At 64.0% G+C, this 13,231-nt stretch carries 13 protein-coding genes; 4 read left to right on the top strand and 9 right to left on the bottom strand.

Going from position 1 to position 13,231, the window contains the following annotated elements:
• Position 1 precedes the first annotated feature (1 nt).
• Complete coding sequence (locus tag L1F06_RS22495) at positions 2 to 694, bottom strand: YggS family pyridoxal phosphate-dependent enzyme (RefSeq protein ID WP_129482513.1); 693 nt, start codon at positions 692 to 694, stop codon at positions 2 to 4.
• Between the two features lie 75 nt (positions 695 to 769).
• Here L1F06_RS22495 and L1F06_RS22490 point away from each other — a divergent pair, with 75 nt between their 5' ends.
• Entirely contained in the window at positions 770 to 1,804 is a 1,035-nt protein-coding gene (locus L1F06_RS22490) for a type IV pilus twitching motility protein PilT (RefSeq protein ID WP_004373763.1), read from the top strand.
• 87 nt (positions 1,805 to 1,891) lie between these two features.
• Positions 1,892 to 3,037, top strand: a complete 1,146-nt coding sequence (locus L1F06_RS22485; RefSeq protein WP_012019966.1) for a PilT/PilU family type 4a pilus ATPase — start codon at positions 1,892 to 1,894, stop codon at positions 3,035 to 3,037.
• Here the strand turns inward: L1F06_RS22485 and L1F06_RS22480 are convergent.
• Together L1F06_RS22480 and L1F06_RS22475 are read right to left on the bottom strand one after the other, a co-directional pair.
• Positions 3,003 to 3,890 (bottom strand): TIGR03915 family putative DNA repair protein, encoded by an 888-nt coding sequence (locus L1F06_RS22480; RefSeq protein WP_129482514.1) that lies wholly within the window; start codon positions 3,888 to 3,890, stop codon positions 3,003 to 3,005. The genes L1F06_RS22485 and L1F06_RS22480 overlap by 35 nt on opposite strands.
• Entirely contained in the window at positions 3,890 to 5,101 is a 1,212-nt protein-coding gene (locus tag L1F06_RS22475) for a putative DNA modification/repair radical SAM protein (protein ID WP_004373756.1), read from the bottom strand. Before L1F06_RS22475 ends, L1F06_RS22480 begins: the two co-directional genes overlap by 1 nt.
• A 147-nt stretch (positions 5,102 to 5,248) precedes the next feature.
• Between L1F06_RS22475 and L1F06_RS22470 the strand changes: the two genes are divergently transcribed.
• On the top strand, positions 5,249 to 5,647 hold the full coding sequence (locus tag L1F06_RS22470; RefSeq protein WP_012019964.1) for an NINE protein: 399 nt from the start codon (positions 5,249 to 5,251) through the stop codon (positions 5,645 to 5,647).
• A gap of 124 nt (positions 5,648 to 5,771) precedes the next feature.
• On the opposite strand, the gene ntrC is transcribed toward L1F06_RS22470, so the two are convergent.
• From ntrC to L1F06_RS22440, 6 genes are all read right to left on the bottom strand, one after another.
• Complete coding sequence (ntrC, locus tag L1F06_RS22465; RefSeq protein ID WP_004373752.1) at positions 5,772 to 7,205, bottom strand: nitrogen regulation protein NR(I); 1,434 nt, start codon at positions 7,203 to 7,205, stop codon at positions 5,772 to 5,774.
• Entirely contained in the window at positions 7,202 to 8,290 is a 1,089-nt protein-coding gene (gene glnL / locus L1F06_RS22460; protein WP_129482515.1) for a nitrogen regulation protein NR(II), read from the bottom strand. The genes ntrC and glnL overlap by 4 nt, the downstream gene beginning before the upstream one ends.
• Positions 8,291 to 8,553: 263 nt before the next feature.
• Positions 8,554 to 9,174, bottom strand: a complete 621-nt coding sequence (locus tag L1F06_RS22455) for a DUF4124 domain-containing protein (RefSeq protein WP_129482516.1) — start codon at positions 9,172 to 9,174, stop codon at positions 8,554 to 8,556.
• Between the two features lie 2 nt (positions 9,175 to 9,176).
• The gene (locus tag L1F06_RS22450; protein ID WP_096825403.1) at positions 9,177 to 9,743 is read right to left on the bottom strand and encodes a DUF4124 domain-containing protein; all 567 of its coding nucleotides are present in this window, start codon (positions 9,741 to 9,743) and stop codon (positions 9,177 to 9,179) included.
• Positions 9,744 to 10,008: 265 nt separating this feature from the next.
• Positions 10,009 to 11,415: a glutamate--ammonia ligase gene (glnA, locus tag L1F06_RS22445; protein WP_004373746.1), complete on the bottom strand. Its 1,407-nt coding sequence runs from the start codon at positions 11,413 to 11,415 to the stop codon at positions 10,009 to 10,011.
• A 143-nt stretch (positions 11,416 to 11,558) separates the two neighbouring features.
• Positions 11,559 to 11,747, bottom strand: a complete 189-nt coding sequence (locus L1F06_RS22440; protein WP_129482517.1) for a hypothetical protein — start codon at positions 11,745 to 11,747, stop codon at positions 11,559 to 11,561.
• Here L1F06_RS22440 and thiI point away from each other — a divergent pair.
• Positions 11,746 to 13,200: a tRNA uracil 4-sulfurtransferase ThiI gene (thiI, locus tag L1F06_RS22435; RefSeq protein ID WP_129482518.1), complete on the top strand. Its 1,455-nt coding sequence runs from the start codon at positions 11,746 to 11,748 to the stop codon at positions 13,198 to 13,200. The genes L1F06_RS22440 and thiI overlap by 2 nt on opposite strands.
• The last annotated feature ends 31 nt before the right edge of the window (positions 13,201 to 13,231 follow it).

Below are 13,231 nucleotides of genomic sequence, written 5' to 3'. Positions count from 1 at the left end.
TTCAATGGGAGGGCTGGCCGTAGTCGCGGGCGCCGAACAGGGCGGTGCCGATGCGCACCCAGGTGGCGCCTTCGGCGATGGCGGCCTCCAGGTCATGGCTCATGCCCATGGACAGGGTGTCGAGTTGCAGGCCGAGATCATCGCGCAACTGGCGCAGGCGAGCGAAAGCGGCGTGTTGCGCGGCGATGTCGTCGGTGGGTTCAGGGATCGCCATCAGCCCGCGCAGCTTGAGGTTGGGCATGGTGCTAACGGCTCTGGCCAGCTCCGGCAGTTCCTCCGGGCTGCAGCCGGATTTGCTGTCTTCACCGCTGACGTTGACCTGCAGGCAGATGTTCAGCGGCGCCAGGTGCGCAGGGCGTTGGTCGGACAGGCGTTGGGCGATTTTCAGGCGATCCACCGAATGTACCCAGTCGAAATGCTCGGCGATGGGCCGGGTCTTGTTCGACTGAATGGGGCCGATGAAGTGCCAGATCAAGGGCAGGTCGCTCAGCGCGGCCTGCTTTTCCAGCGCCTCCTGCAGGTAGTTCTCGCCGAAATCGCGCAGGCCGGCGGCATGGGCCTCACGAATGGCGTCGGCCGGTTTGGTCTTGCTCACCGCCAGCAGGCCGATATCGGCAAAATTGCGCTGCGAGGCTTGCGCCGCCTCACGGATGCGCGCTCCGACCTTTGCAATATTCTCTGCTATCGTGGACATTACCTGCGCTCTACAAAGCCCGACCTTTAGAGGGTTCGCGGCATTCTACCTGCTTGCTTGTAATTGGGGAGTCCCATGGATATCACTGAGCTGCTCGCCTTCAGCGCCAAGCAAGGTGCGTCGGATTTGCACCTCTCGGCGGGTCTGCCGCCGATGATCCGCGTCGACGGCGATGTGCGCCGCATCAACCTGCCACCGCTGGATCACAAGCAGGTACACGCGCTGATCTACGACATCATGAACGACAAGCAGCGCAAGGATTACGAAGAGTTCCTCGAGACCGACTTCTCCTTCGAGGTGCCGGGCGTGGCGCGCTTCCGGGTCAACGCCTTCAACCAGAACCGCGGTGCCGGTGCGGTGTTCCGTACCATTCCCTCGAAGGTGCTGACCATGGAGGACCTCGGCATGGGCGAGGTGTTCCGCAAGATCACCGACGTGCCGCGCGGCCTGGTGCTGGTCACCGGCCCTACCGGTTCGGGCAAGTCGACCACCCTGGCGGCGATGCTCGACTACCTCAACAGCAACAAGTACCACCATATCCTCACCATCGAGGACCCCATCGAATTCGTTCACGAGTCGAAGAAGTGCCTGGTCAACCAGCGTGAGGTGCACCGCGACACCCACGGCTTCTCCGAAGCGCTGCGCTCGGCCCTGCGTGAAGACCCGGACATCATCCTGGTGGGCGAGATGCGCGACCTGGAAACCATCCGCCTGGCGCTGACCGCCGCGGAAACCGGTCACCTGGTATTCGGCACCCTGCACACCACCTCGGCGGCCAAGACCATCGACCGTGTGGTCGACGTGTTCCCCGCCGAAGAGAAATCCATGGTCCGTTCGATGCTCTCCGAATCGCTGCAGGCGGTGATCTCGCAGACCCTGCTGAAGAAGATCGGCGGCGGTCGTGTCGCCGCTCACGAAATCATGATCGGCACCCCGGCCATCCGTAACCTGATCCGCGAGGACAAGGTGGCGCAGATGTATTCGGCGATCCAGACCGGCGGCGCCCTGGGCATGCAGACCCTCGATGCCTGCCTGAAGACGCTGGTGTCCAAAGGCCTGGTCAGCCGCGACAGCGCGCGCGAGAAGGCCAAGAGCCCGGAAAACTTCTAACAGCCGTAGCGACTGTGCCGCACGCCGCCAGTCGCCAGGTCCGCTCAGGGCCATAATCGGGCGTGCAGTTGATTGGCGAGACCCAAGATGGAATTCGAAAAACTACTGCGCCTGATGGTCGAAAAAGGCGGCTCCGATCTGTTCATCACCGCTGGCGTGCCGCCGTCGATGAAGGTCAATGGCCGGATCATGCCGGTGACCAAGAACGCCATGTCGCCGGAGCAGACCCGCGAGACCGTGCTGGGTGTGATGAACGAAGCGCAGCGCCGCGATTTTGCCGAGAATCACGAGTGCAACTTCGCCATCAGCGCCCGTGGCATCGGTCGTTTCCGCGTCAGTGCCTTCTACCAGCGCAACCTGGTGGGCATGGTGCTGCGCCGCATCGAGACCAACATCCCCACCATCGATGACCTCAAGCTGCCGGAGATTCTCAAGAAGCTGGCGCTGACCAAGCGTGGCCTGGTGTTGTTCGTCGGTGCCACCGGTACCGGTAAGTCCACCTCGCTGGCGGCGATGATCGGCTACCGCAACAAGAACAGCAGCGGCCACATCATCTCCATCGAAGACCCGATCGAATACATCCACCAGCACCAGAACTGCATCGTCACCCAGCGCGAGGTGGGCATCGACACCGAGTCCTTCGAGGTGGCGCTGAAGAACACCCTGCGTCAGGCACCGGACGTGATCCTCATCGGTGAGGTGCGTACTCGCGAGACCATGGACCACGCCGTGGCCTTCGCCGAAACCGGCCACCTGTGCCTGGCCACCCTGCACGCCAACAACGCCAACCAGGCGCTGGACCGCATCATCAACTTCTTCCCGGCCGACCGGCAGAACCAGGTGTGGATGGACCTGTCGCTCAACCTCAAGGCCATCGTCGCCCAGCAGCTGGTGCCGACCCCGGACGGCAAGGGCCGTCGCGCGGTGATCGAGGTGCTGATCAACACCCCGCTGGCTGCCGACCTGATCCGCAAGGGCGAGGTGCACGAGCTCAAGGGTCTGATGAAGCGCTCCACCGAGCAGGGCATGCAGACCTTCGATCAGGCGCTGTACAACCTCTACACCCAGGGCGAGATCACCTACGAAGATGCGCTGCTCTACGCCGACTCGGCCAACGACCTGCGCTTGATGATCAAGCTCGGTTCGGAAACCGACGGCGATCACCTGACCAGCATGGCCCAGGGCCTGGCGCTGGAGGTCAGCGAGGAAGATCCGGGGCGTCGCTTCCGCTGACGCTGCCTGACGGGGGACGCGCTGCGTCCCCTTCGTTTATCTGGGCGATGCGTTTGCCCTTTCTGCCGGCCAGCACCAGTGCCTGGCCATCGCGCTGCGCACCGGCGCGCGCTTCGCTCATCAGTTGCGGAATCAGCGGGCCTTCCGGCAGGTGCTTCCAGAATCTCAGTGGCAGATGCTGCTGCATTGCCGTGCGGTTGAGCCGCGCCGGATTGAAGGTGCTGCCGTAATAGGCGCGCCAAAGGGCCTGGCCATCATCCTCGGGCTGCTGTGCCCAGGCTTGCCACTGCGCCGGGCAGTGGCGCTCGTGCTGTAGACGCTGGCCGTCCCAGAACACGCCATCGCGCGGCGTGGCGATCAACCAGCTGTGCTTGCCCAGGCGCTCGGCGAAATGGCCGCTGGCCGAGGCCAGGATGTCGTGCGCCGGCTCGAACCAGGCGACGAAATCCGGCGCGCCTTGCGCCTTGCTCGGCTGAAAGCGCACGAAGGCATGCAGGTGATGGGCCTCGCGGCGCACCGCCTTGAGCCTCCGATGCAACTCGCTACCGTCGGGATCGCCGGCCAGCACCGCGCTGCGCTCGCCCTGCACGAAGCGCCAGAGCACGCGGTAGAGCAGGCTCCAGCGCTCCTCGCCGCGGTACTGCGCGGCGCTTTCCAGCAGCTCCAGCAGTTCGGGCGATACGCGCAGGCGACCATTGGGCTCCGGCGCGCGTTCGGCGGGTTGATCGAACAGGCCGGGCGCCGCTTCTTCGTCCAGCCACTGCAGCTGATGCGGCGCCAGGCCCTGCAGCAGGGCGCGGCGCGCGGCCTGGCGCCAGGTGGCGAAGGTGCCGTCGAAGCGCAGGCTGTGCATCACCACAACGCCATCTGCGCCGGGGTGTCGCGCAATTGCTGGCGCAGCACCAGGGATTCGTGTTCGGCCCGCGGTGGCCGGTAATCCTGAGTGACGATGAAGGGCTTGGCCTTTTCCAGCACGCAGCGCAGGCGGGTCAGGTCCTCATAGCGGATGCGCCGTTCACGGCGCAGCGCGCCCAGGCGCCTGGCACTGAGCACGCCGATACCGGGCACGCGGGCGATCAGCGACTCATCGGCGCGGTTCAGGTCCACCGGAAACTGCTCGCGATTGGCCAGCGCCCAGGCCAGCTTGGGGTCGATATCCAGCGCCAGGTTGCCGGGGCCGGCCAGCAGCTCCGTGGCGCTGAAGCCATAGCCGCGCATAAGGAAATCGGCCTGGTACAGGCGATGCTCGCGCAGCAGGGGCGGCGCCTCGAACGGCACGGTTTTCGGGCTCTGCGGGATGGGGCTGAAGGCCGAGTAGTAGACGCGGCGCAGGCGATAGTCCTGATACAGGCTCTGCGCGTTGTGCAGGATGGTGCTGTCGTCGGTGGCGTCGGCGCCGATGATCATCTGCGTGCTTTGCCCGGCCGGGGCGAAGCGCGGCGCGCGGCGCTCCTCCTGGGCCTCGCGCTCGCCCTGGTGGATGCTGTGCATGGCCTGGTGAATGCTGCCGACGTTCTTTTCCGGCGCCAGGCGCACCAGGCTGGTTTCGGTGGGCAGTTCGATATTGACGCTGAGGCGGTCGGCATACAGGCCGGCCTCGGCGATCAGTTCCGGCGCGGCATCGGGGATGGTCTTCAGATGAATGTAACCGCGGAACTGATGTTCCTGACGCAGCAGCTTGGCGACGCGGATCAGCTGTTCCATGGTGTAGTCGGCCGAGCGGATGATGCCGGAGCTGAGGAACAGGCCGCTGATGCAGTTGCGTTTGTAGAAGTCCAGGGTCAGGGTGACCACTTCCTCGGGGGTGAAGCGCGCACGCGGCACGTCGCTGGAGCGGCGGTTGATGCAGTACTGGCAGTCGTACAGGCAGAAGTTGGTCAGCAGGATTTTCAGCAGCGCCACGCAGCGTCCGTCCGGCGTGTAGCTGTGGCAGATGCCCATGCCGTTGGTCGAGCCGATGCCGTCCTTGCCTTTGGAGCTGCGCTTGGGCGCGCCGCTGCTGGCGCAGGAGGCATCGTACTTGGCGGCGTCGGCGAGGATGGTGAGCTTGTCGATCAGTTGCATGGCAGGCGATATCGATACTGTTTTTTTATACAGTATATGGGCATCGTACAGCTATCAAGCCATTCGTTGAGTTGCACCGCCTCGCCGCAAATGAAACCTTCATTCCGCGCGCAGCGTCATAGCTGCATCTCGCACAAGGAGTTCGCCATGCAACGACAGGACACCCATAGCAAGCTGATCGGCTACCTGCTGTGGATTTTCGGTTTTCTCGGTTCGCACCGTTTCTATTATGGCAAGCCGGTGACCGGCACCATCTGGTTCTTCACCCTCGGTCTGCTGTTCATCGGCTGGATCATCGACCTGTTTCTGATCCCCTCGATGGATCGCGAGGCGGACCTGCGCTTCACCGCCGGCGATACCGACTACAACGTCGCCTGGATCCTGCTGACCTTTCTCGGCGTGTTCGGCGTGCACCGCATGTACCAGGGCAAGTGGATCACCGGGATCATCTACCTGCTGACCGGCGGCCTGTTCCTGATTGGCGTGCTCTACGACTTCTGGACGCTCAATTCGCAGATCTCGATCAAAAACGCGCAGCGCGGTTGATCGGGCGGCGACAATTGGCGGTGCGCGCAGCGCACCCTAGGGTCGTCGCGTCGTAGCCCGGATGCAATCCGGGGAAATGAAAAGGGCATCCCGCGGGATGCCCTTTTCGTTGTTGCTGGCCGGATCAGTCGTCGCTGTCGTCGTCGTCCGCGCCGTCGACCTTCATGCCCAGCTCCTTGATCTTGCGCGTCAGGGTGTTGCGCCCCCAACCCAGCAGCAGGGCGGCGTCGCGGCGGCGGCCGGCGGTGTGCTTGAGCGCGGTCTCGATCATGATGCGTTCGAAGGCCGGCACGGCTGTGTCGAGCAGGTTGGACTGGCCGCGTGCCAGGGCCTGGTCGGCCCACAGGCGCAGCGCCTGTTCCCAGTTGGTCACCGGTGCGGCGTCCTGCGGCTGAGTGAGCAGCTCCGGCGGCAGGTCGTCGACATGCACCTCACGCCCCGAGGCCATGACGGTGATCCAGCGGCAGGTGTTCTCCAGCTGGCGCACGTTGCCCGGCCAGGGCAGGTGCTTGAGGTAGTCCTCGGTCTCGCTCTTGAGCAGCTTCGGTTCCACCGCCAGTTCCTGCGCGGCGCGGGCGAGGAAGTGGTTGGCCAGGGTGGGGATGTCTTCGCGGCGGTCGGCCAGGCGCGGAATGTGGATGCGGATGACGTTGAGGCGGTGGAACAGGTCTTCGCGGAACTTGCCGGCCTGCACCAGGGTTTCCAGGTTCTGGTGGGTGGCGGCGATGATGCGCACGTCCACCTTCACCGGGGTATGGCCGCCGACACGATAGAACTCGCCGTCGGCCAGCACGCGCAGCAGGCGCGTCTGGGTGTCGGCCGGCATGTCGCCGATCTCGTCGAGGAACAGCGTGCCGCCATCGGCCTGCTCGAAGCGGCCACGGCGCTGGTTGGCCGCGCCGGTGAAGGCGCCTTTCTCGTGGCCGAACAGCTCGGATTCCATCAGATCCTTGGGGATGGCCGCCATGTTCAGGGCAATGAACGGAGCCGCGGCGCGCGGGCTGTGGCGGTGCAGGGCATGGGCCACCAGCTCCTTGCCGGTGCCGGATTCGCCGTTGATCAGCACGGTGATATTAGAGTGGGACAGGCGGCCGATGGCGCGGAACACCTCCTGCATCGCCGGCGCCTCGCCGATGATTTCCGGGGTGCGCGCCTGCGCGGCGGGCGCGGCCAGGCTCTGCTGTTCCTGGGCATGCTGGAAGGCGCGCTTGACCAGCGAGACCGCCTCGTCGACGTCGAATGGCTTGGGCAGGTATTCGAAGGCGCCGCCCTGGTAGCTGGCCACCGCGCTGTCCAGGTCCGAATGCGCGGTCATGATGATCACCGGCAGGCGCGGGTACAGCTCGCGGATGCGTGCCAGCAGGTCGAGGCCGCTGGCGCCGGGCATGCGGATGTCGGAGATGATCACGTCCGGCTGCTGGCGAGTCAGGCGGGCGAGTACACCGTCGGCACTGTCGAAACTCTGGGTGGTCATGCCTTCCTGTTGCAGGGCCTTTTCCAGTACCCAGCGGATGGAACGATCGTCGTCGACAATCCAGACGGTTTCACTGCGGCTCATGGCGTGGTCGCTCCTTGTTCCAGTGGCAGGAAGATCGAGAACACGGTGTGGCCGGGGTGGCTCTCGCACTCGATCAGGCCCTGGTGCTGACTGATGATGTTCTGGGTAATCGCCAGGCCCAGGCCGGTGCCGTCGGCACGCCCGCTGACCATGGGATAGAAGATGGTTTCCTGCAGCTCCGGCGGAATGCCGGGGCCGTTGTCGATGATCTCGACCTTGACCACCAGGCGGTGGCGCGTGTGGCCGATGGTGAACTGGCGCAGGGTGCGGGTGCGCAGGCTGATGCGCCCCAGGCCCATGTCGTGCTTCTGCCCGGCGATGGCCTGCATGGCGTTGCGCACGATATTGAGTACGGCCTGGATCATCTGCTCGCGGTCGATCAGCAGGTCCGGGATGCTCGGGTCATAGTCGCGCACCAACGTGATGCTGCCTTGCGCTTCCGCCTCGATCAGGTTGGCGACGCGCTCGAGCACCTCGTGCACATTGGTCATCGCCAGCGACGGCAGCTTGTTCGAGCCGAGCATGCGGTCGACCAGATTTCTCAGGCGGTCGGCCTCCTCGATGATGACGTTGGTATAGTCCTTGAGCTCTTCATTGGGCAGTTCGCGCGACAGCAGCTGGGCGGCGCCACGAATCCCGCCGAGCGGGTTCTTGATCTCGTGGGCCAGGCCGCGCACCAGCAGTTTGGTGGTTTCCTGCTTGGACAGCTGCGCCTCTTCCTTGGTGATGCGCAGCAGGCGGTCGCGCGGGTGCACTTCCAGCAGCAGCAGGGTCTCGCCCTTGCTGAACAGCGGCGTCACCGCGTAGTCCACGGTCAGCGTCTGGCCGGTGACCGAGGTCAGCACGGCTTCACGCTTGTTGAACGGATGCGCCTGCTCCACCGCCTGGCGCAAGGATGACAGCGCTTCGGGCGATTCGGTGAACAGGTCGCTGATGAACTGACCGTGGCTGCGCTGGCCGCTGACGGCCAGGAGCATTTCCGCCGCCGGGTTCATGTACTCGAGGCACAGCTGGCTGTCGAGCAGCAGGGTGGCGGTGGTCAGGTTGTCGAGTAGCAGGCGGTGCAGCGCGTCGTTGATGGTCATAGGCAGTGCGTTCCGGCAATGGGCAGGAAAATGCAAGAAGCAAACCAAGGCCCCGAAAAGACGCATTTTTTTGTCGCCCGCCAGTGCTGGCGGCCCGTCTTTGGGCGCTTGCCAGCCGGCTCAGGCGTCGCTCCCGGCTGCTTTTGGGGCGTTTTGCCGGGAGGCGCAGCCGAGACGGCGAGGCTGGGTAGGAAGAAGCGACCCAAAACAGGGAGAGCTTAGGAGGTGGTGCGGATGATTGCACCATAAAGGTGCGTAGCGGCTCAGAAGAAGGGCAGGATGCTGACCTCTTCCTTGGGCTTGTCTTTTAGGGGGCATTCGGGACGAACGCCGTAGTCGTCCTTCTTGCAGGGGTTGACCTTGCGCTTTTGCGCCAGCGTCATGCGATGCATGTGGAAGGGCTGCGCCGGGGTGCGCTCGACGATCAGGCCGGCGGCGTCGATGATCTCGGCCACCAATTGGTGCGTGCCGCGGTCGACATGGCGCAGGGAGAACACCGGGCTGCGGCTCGCCTCGCCCTGCACTTCGCCGTCCAGCAGCAGACGGTAGCTGTGCCCCGGCAGCAGGGCGGGCTCGCTGGTCAGGGTGACGATCATGTCGCCCGAGCCATTGTGGATCGAGGCGTCCGGCTCGGGCAGCAGGACGCGTAGCAGCTGGTAGTGCACGGTGGCCTTGGTCACCGGCTGCTGCGTCGGCGCCAGTTTGACCGTGGGCGTCGCCTGGTTCAGCTGCACGCTGTTGGATGGCGGCAGGGTCACCCGTTCGGCGTTGCCGCTGCGCGGCTTGTCGGTAAAGACACGGTTACCCTCAGCATCGATATAGGTGTAGACCTGGGCCAATGCGGCCGGCGCGATGAGCAGAAGGAGGACTAACGGCAGACGCATATTCAATTGGCGGGCTTCGGTGTTGGACGGGGGGGCGGCGGTGTCTGGCGCGCCGGGCTGTTCAGGCTGATGCGCTGCACGGTAAAGGTTTCGGTCGCGCTCTGCTGGATGATGCGCTCACCTGCAACGACCGCCACCGCCAGGCTGTGCTCGCCGCGGTCGACATTGGTCAGTTGCAGGCTGGGTACGTTACTCGCCTGGCCGTAGGGCTCGCCATCGAGGATCAGGCGCAGGCGATGGCCCGGCTGCAGGCGGGGCTCGATATTGACGCTGACGATAAAGGTGCCGTTGTTGGCGCGCATGGCTTCGTCGTCCGGAATGCCGGTCAGGCGCAGCACCGAATAGGGTGCCTCGGACTGCGGCGAGCTGGCGCCGGTGCTCTCGGCCGGCGCCTTGGGAACCTGCATTTCCACGGTGTTGGTCGGCGGCAGGTCGACGCTCTCGGCCGCCGTGCCGTCAGGCGGCTGGTTGGTATACACGGTATTGCCGTTGGCGTCGGTGTACTTGTAGATCTGCGCGCTGGCCGGCAGAGCCAGGGCGAGCAGCAGGCAGGCGAGTAATGGGCGCATGGGCCGGTCCTTCCTCGGGTGGTGCCCTAAGCCTTGCACTGCTATGGGTTCCTGGCAAGCGCGGGGCGCTGTGGCTGTGATGTTTGGCTACAAATCGGTTCGGGCCATGGGGCCGCCCAGGCTGTGCGCAGCCTATTCTGCAGATTCTCTGGCGCTGTGGCTTTCGGTGCGCGCGGCGCACCCTACAGGTGGGAAATGAAAAAAGCCCCGCCAGGCAGAGCCGGGCGGGGCTTTCAAGCGCGCCGTCAGACGGCGCGAGTCTGGCTTAGACGCTGTAGTACAGGTCGTATTCCAGCGGGTGCACGAAGGTGCGCACCTTGATTTCTTCTTCGCTCTTCAGCTCGATGTAGGCATCGATGAAGTCGTCGGAGAACACGCCGCCCTTGGTCAGGAACGCGCGGCCCTTGTCCAGCTCTTCCAGGGCTTCCTTCAGGCTGCCGCACACCTGCGGGATCAGCTTGCCTTCTTCCGGCGGCAGGTCGTACAGGTTCTTGTCGGCTGCATCGCCCGGGTGGATCTTGTTCTGGATACCGTCGATACCGGCCATCAGCAGGGCAGCGAAGGCCAGGTAGGGGTTGGCAGCCGGGTCCGGGAAGCGCGCTTCGATACGGCGGGCTTTCGGGCTGGCAACGTAGGGGATACGGATCGAGGCGGAACGGTTGCGAGCCGAGTAGGCCAGCATCACCGGTGCTTCGAAGCCCGGAACCAGACGCTTGTAGGAGTTGGTCGACGGGTTGGTGAAGCCGTTCAGGGCCTTACCGTGCTTGATGATGCCGCCGATGAAGTACAGGGCGGTCTCGGACAGACCGGCATAGCCTTCGCCGGCGAAGGTGTTCTTGCCGTCCTTGGAGATCGACATGTGCACGTGCATGCCCGAGCCGTTGTCGCCGTACAGCGGCTTCGGCATGAAAGTGGCGGTCTTGCCGTAGGCATCGGCCACGTTGTGCACGCAGTACTTCAGGGTCTGAACTTCGTCAGCCTTGGCCACCAGGGTGTTGAACTTCACGCCGATTTCGTTCTGACCGGCAGTGGCCACTTCGTGGTGGTGCACTTCGACGACCAGGCCCATTTCTTCCATGGCGTTGCACATGGCGGTACGGATTTCGTGGTCGTGGTCGCACGGCGGAACCGGGAAGTAACCGCCCTTGACGGCCGGACGGTGGCCCTTGTTGCCGCCTTCGACGTCGCCGTCGGTCATCCAGGAGCCTTGCTCGGAGTAGATCTTGAACATCGAGCCGGAGATGTCGGACTTGAACTTCACTTCGTCGAAGATGAAGAACTCGGGCTCGGGACCAACGAATACGGTGTCGCCGATGCCGGTGGTCTTGAGGAACTCTTCGGCGCGCTTGGCGATGGAGCGCGGGTCGCGGTCGTAGCCTTGCATGGTGCTCGGCTCGATGATGTCGCAGACCAGGATCAGGGTCGGCTCTTCGGTGAACGGGTCCAGCACGGCGGTGTCGTCCACCGGCATCAGGATCATGTCGGAGGCTTCGATGCCTTTCCAGCCATGGATGGACGAGCCGTCGAACATCTTGCCGTGCTCGAAGAAGTCTTCGTCCAGGGCGTCACGGGCCGGCATGGTCACGTGGTGCTGCTTGCCCTTGGTATCGGTGAAGCGCAGGTCTACCCACTTCACGTCGTGTTCTTTGATCAGTTGAACAGCCTTAGACATGTTGTCCTCCAGGTGGAAAAGGCTCGTATCGATGAGCCCCGATATGTGCGGTGAAGCCCGGCGGGATAGTCCGTCAGGGCGACCTGCCTCACAAGGGAGCAAATTGCATGCCAGTGCCCTTTATTGGGCAGAGGCCGCGAAACTCAGGCGCTGCGCCGCCTGCGCGGCAAATCCGCATGGATATTTGCACCATTTAAGGGCTGCAAAATATTGGAAAGACCTATTTTGGTGCGCTCTCTCGATGCTGCAGTATTTTTGGTCAAAGCTTGAGCAATTTCCGCTATAATCCGCGCCCCTGTTTTTTCGTCGCCTCGAGCGGGCGCTTTATTCATGAAGCTGATCGTCAAAGTTTTCCCGGAAATCACCATCAAGAGTCGCCCGGTGCGCAAGCAGTTCATCCGCCAGTTGGGGAAGAACATCCGCGCTGTGCTGCGCGATCTCGACCCTGAGCTGCGGGTCACCGGTGTCTGGGACAACCTCGAGGTGGAAACCGACCTGGACGATCCCAAGCTGCTCGCCGAGATGACCGAGCGCCTGCGCAACACACCGGGCATCGGTCTGTTCCTCGAGGTCAACGAATATCCGCTGGGCGATCTGGATGCGATCACCGAGCACTGCAAGCGCCACTACGCCGATCAGCTGCCGGGCAAGATCTTCGCCGTGCGCTGCAAGCGCGGCGGCAAACATCCCTTCAGCTCCATCGACGTCGAGCGCCATGTCGGCTCGCGCCTGCGCCAGGAGTGCAATGCCGTCGGCATCGATCTGAAGAAGCCGGAAGTCGAAGTGCGCATGGAGATCCGCGATCAGCGCCTGTTCGTGGTGCACAACCGTCACGAAGGCCTGGGCGGCTACCCGCTCGGTTCGCTGGAGCAGACCCTGGTGCTGATGAGCGGCGGCTTCGACTCCACCGTGGCGGCCTATCAGATGATGCGCCGCGGCCTGGTCAGCCACTTCTGCTTCTTCAATCTCGGTGGTCGTGCCCATGAACTGGGCGTAATGGAAGTGGCGCACTATATCTGGCAGAAGTTCGGCCGCTCGCAGCGCGTGCTGTTCATCAGCGTGCCGTTCGAGGAAGTGGTCGGCGAGATTCTCGGCAAGGTCGACAACAGCCAGATGGGCGTGATCCTCAAGCGTATGATGCTGCGCGCCGCCACCCGGGTGGCCGAACGCCTGGAGATCGAGGCGCTGGTCACCGGCGAGGCGATCAGCCAGGTGTCCAGCCAGACCCTGACCAACCTGGCGGTGATCGACTCGGCCACCGACATGCTGGTGATGCGCCCGCTGATCGCCAGCCACAAGCAGGACATCATCGACACCGCCACGCAGATCGGCACCGCCGAGTTCGCCAAGAACATGCCCGAGTACTGCGGCGTGATCTCGGTCAACCCGACCACCAAGGCGCGCGGTTATCGCATCGAGCGCGAGGAAGCGCAGTTCGACATGGCCATCCTCGAGCGCGCCCTGGAGCGCGCCACCCAGCTGCCGATCGATCGGGTGATCGACGAGCTGGGCAAGGACGTGCAGGTCGAGGAAGTGCGCGAGGCCCTGGCCGGGCAGATCGTCATCGACATCCGTCACCCCGATGCCGCCGAAGACGAGCCGCTGGACGTGCCGGGTGTCGAGGTGCAGACGCTGCCGTTCTACGCGCTGAACAACAAATTCAAGGAACTGGATGAGAACCGCCAGTACCTGCTGTATTGCGACAAGGGCGTCATGAGTCGCCTGCATGCCCATCACCTGCTGAGCGAGGGGCATGCCAATGTGCGCGTTTATCGTCCGGCATAGGACGCCGGGGCTCAATGGCGGCAGTATCCGC

The organism is Pseudomonas hydrolytica (assembly GCF_021495345.1).
GTDB classification, from domain to species: domain Bacteria; phylum Pseudomonadota; class Gammaproteobacteria; order Pseudomonadales; family Pseudomonadaceae; genus Aquipseudomonas; species Aquipseudomonas hydrolytica.
This window is presented reverse-complemented; position numbering and strand designations above follow the sequence as displayed.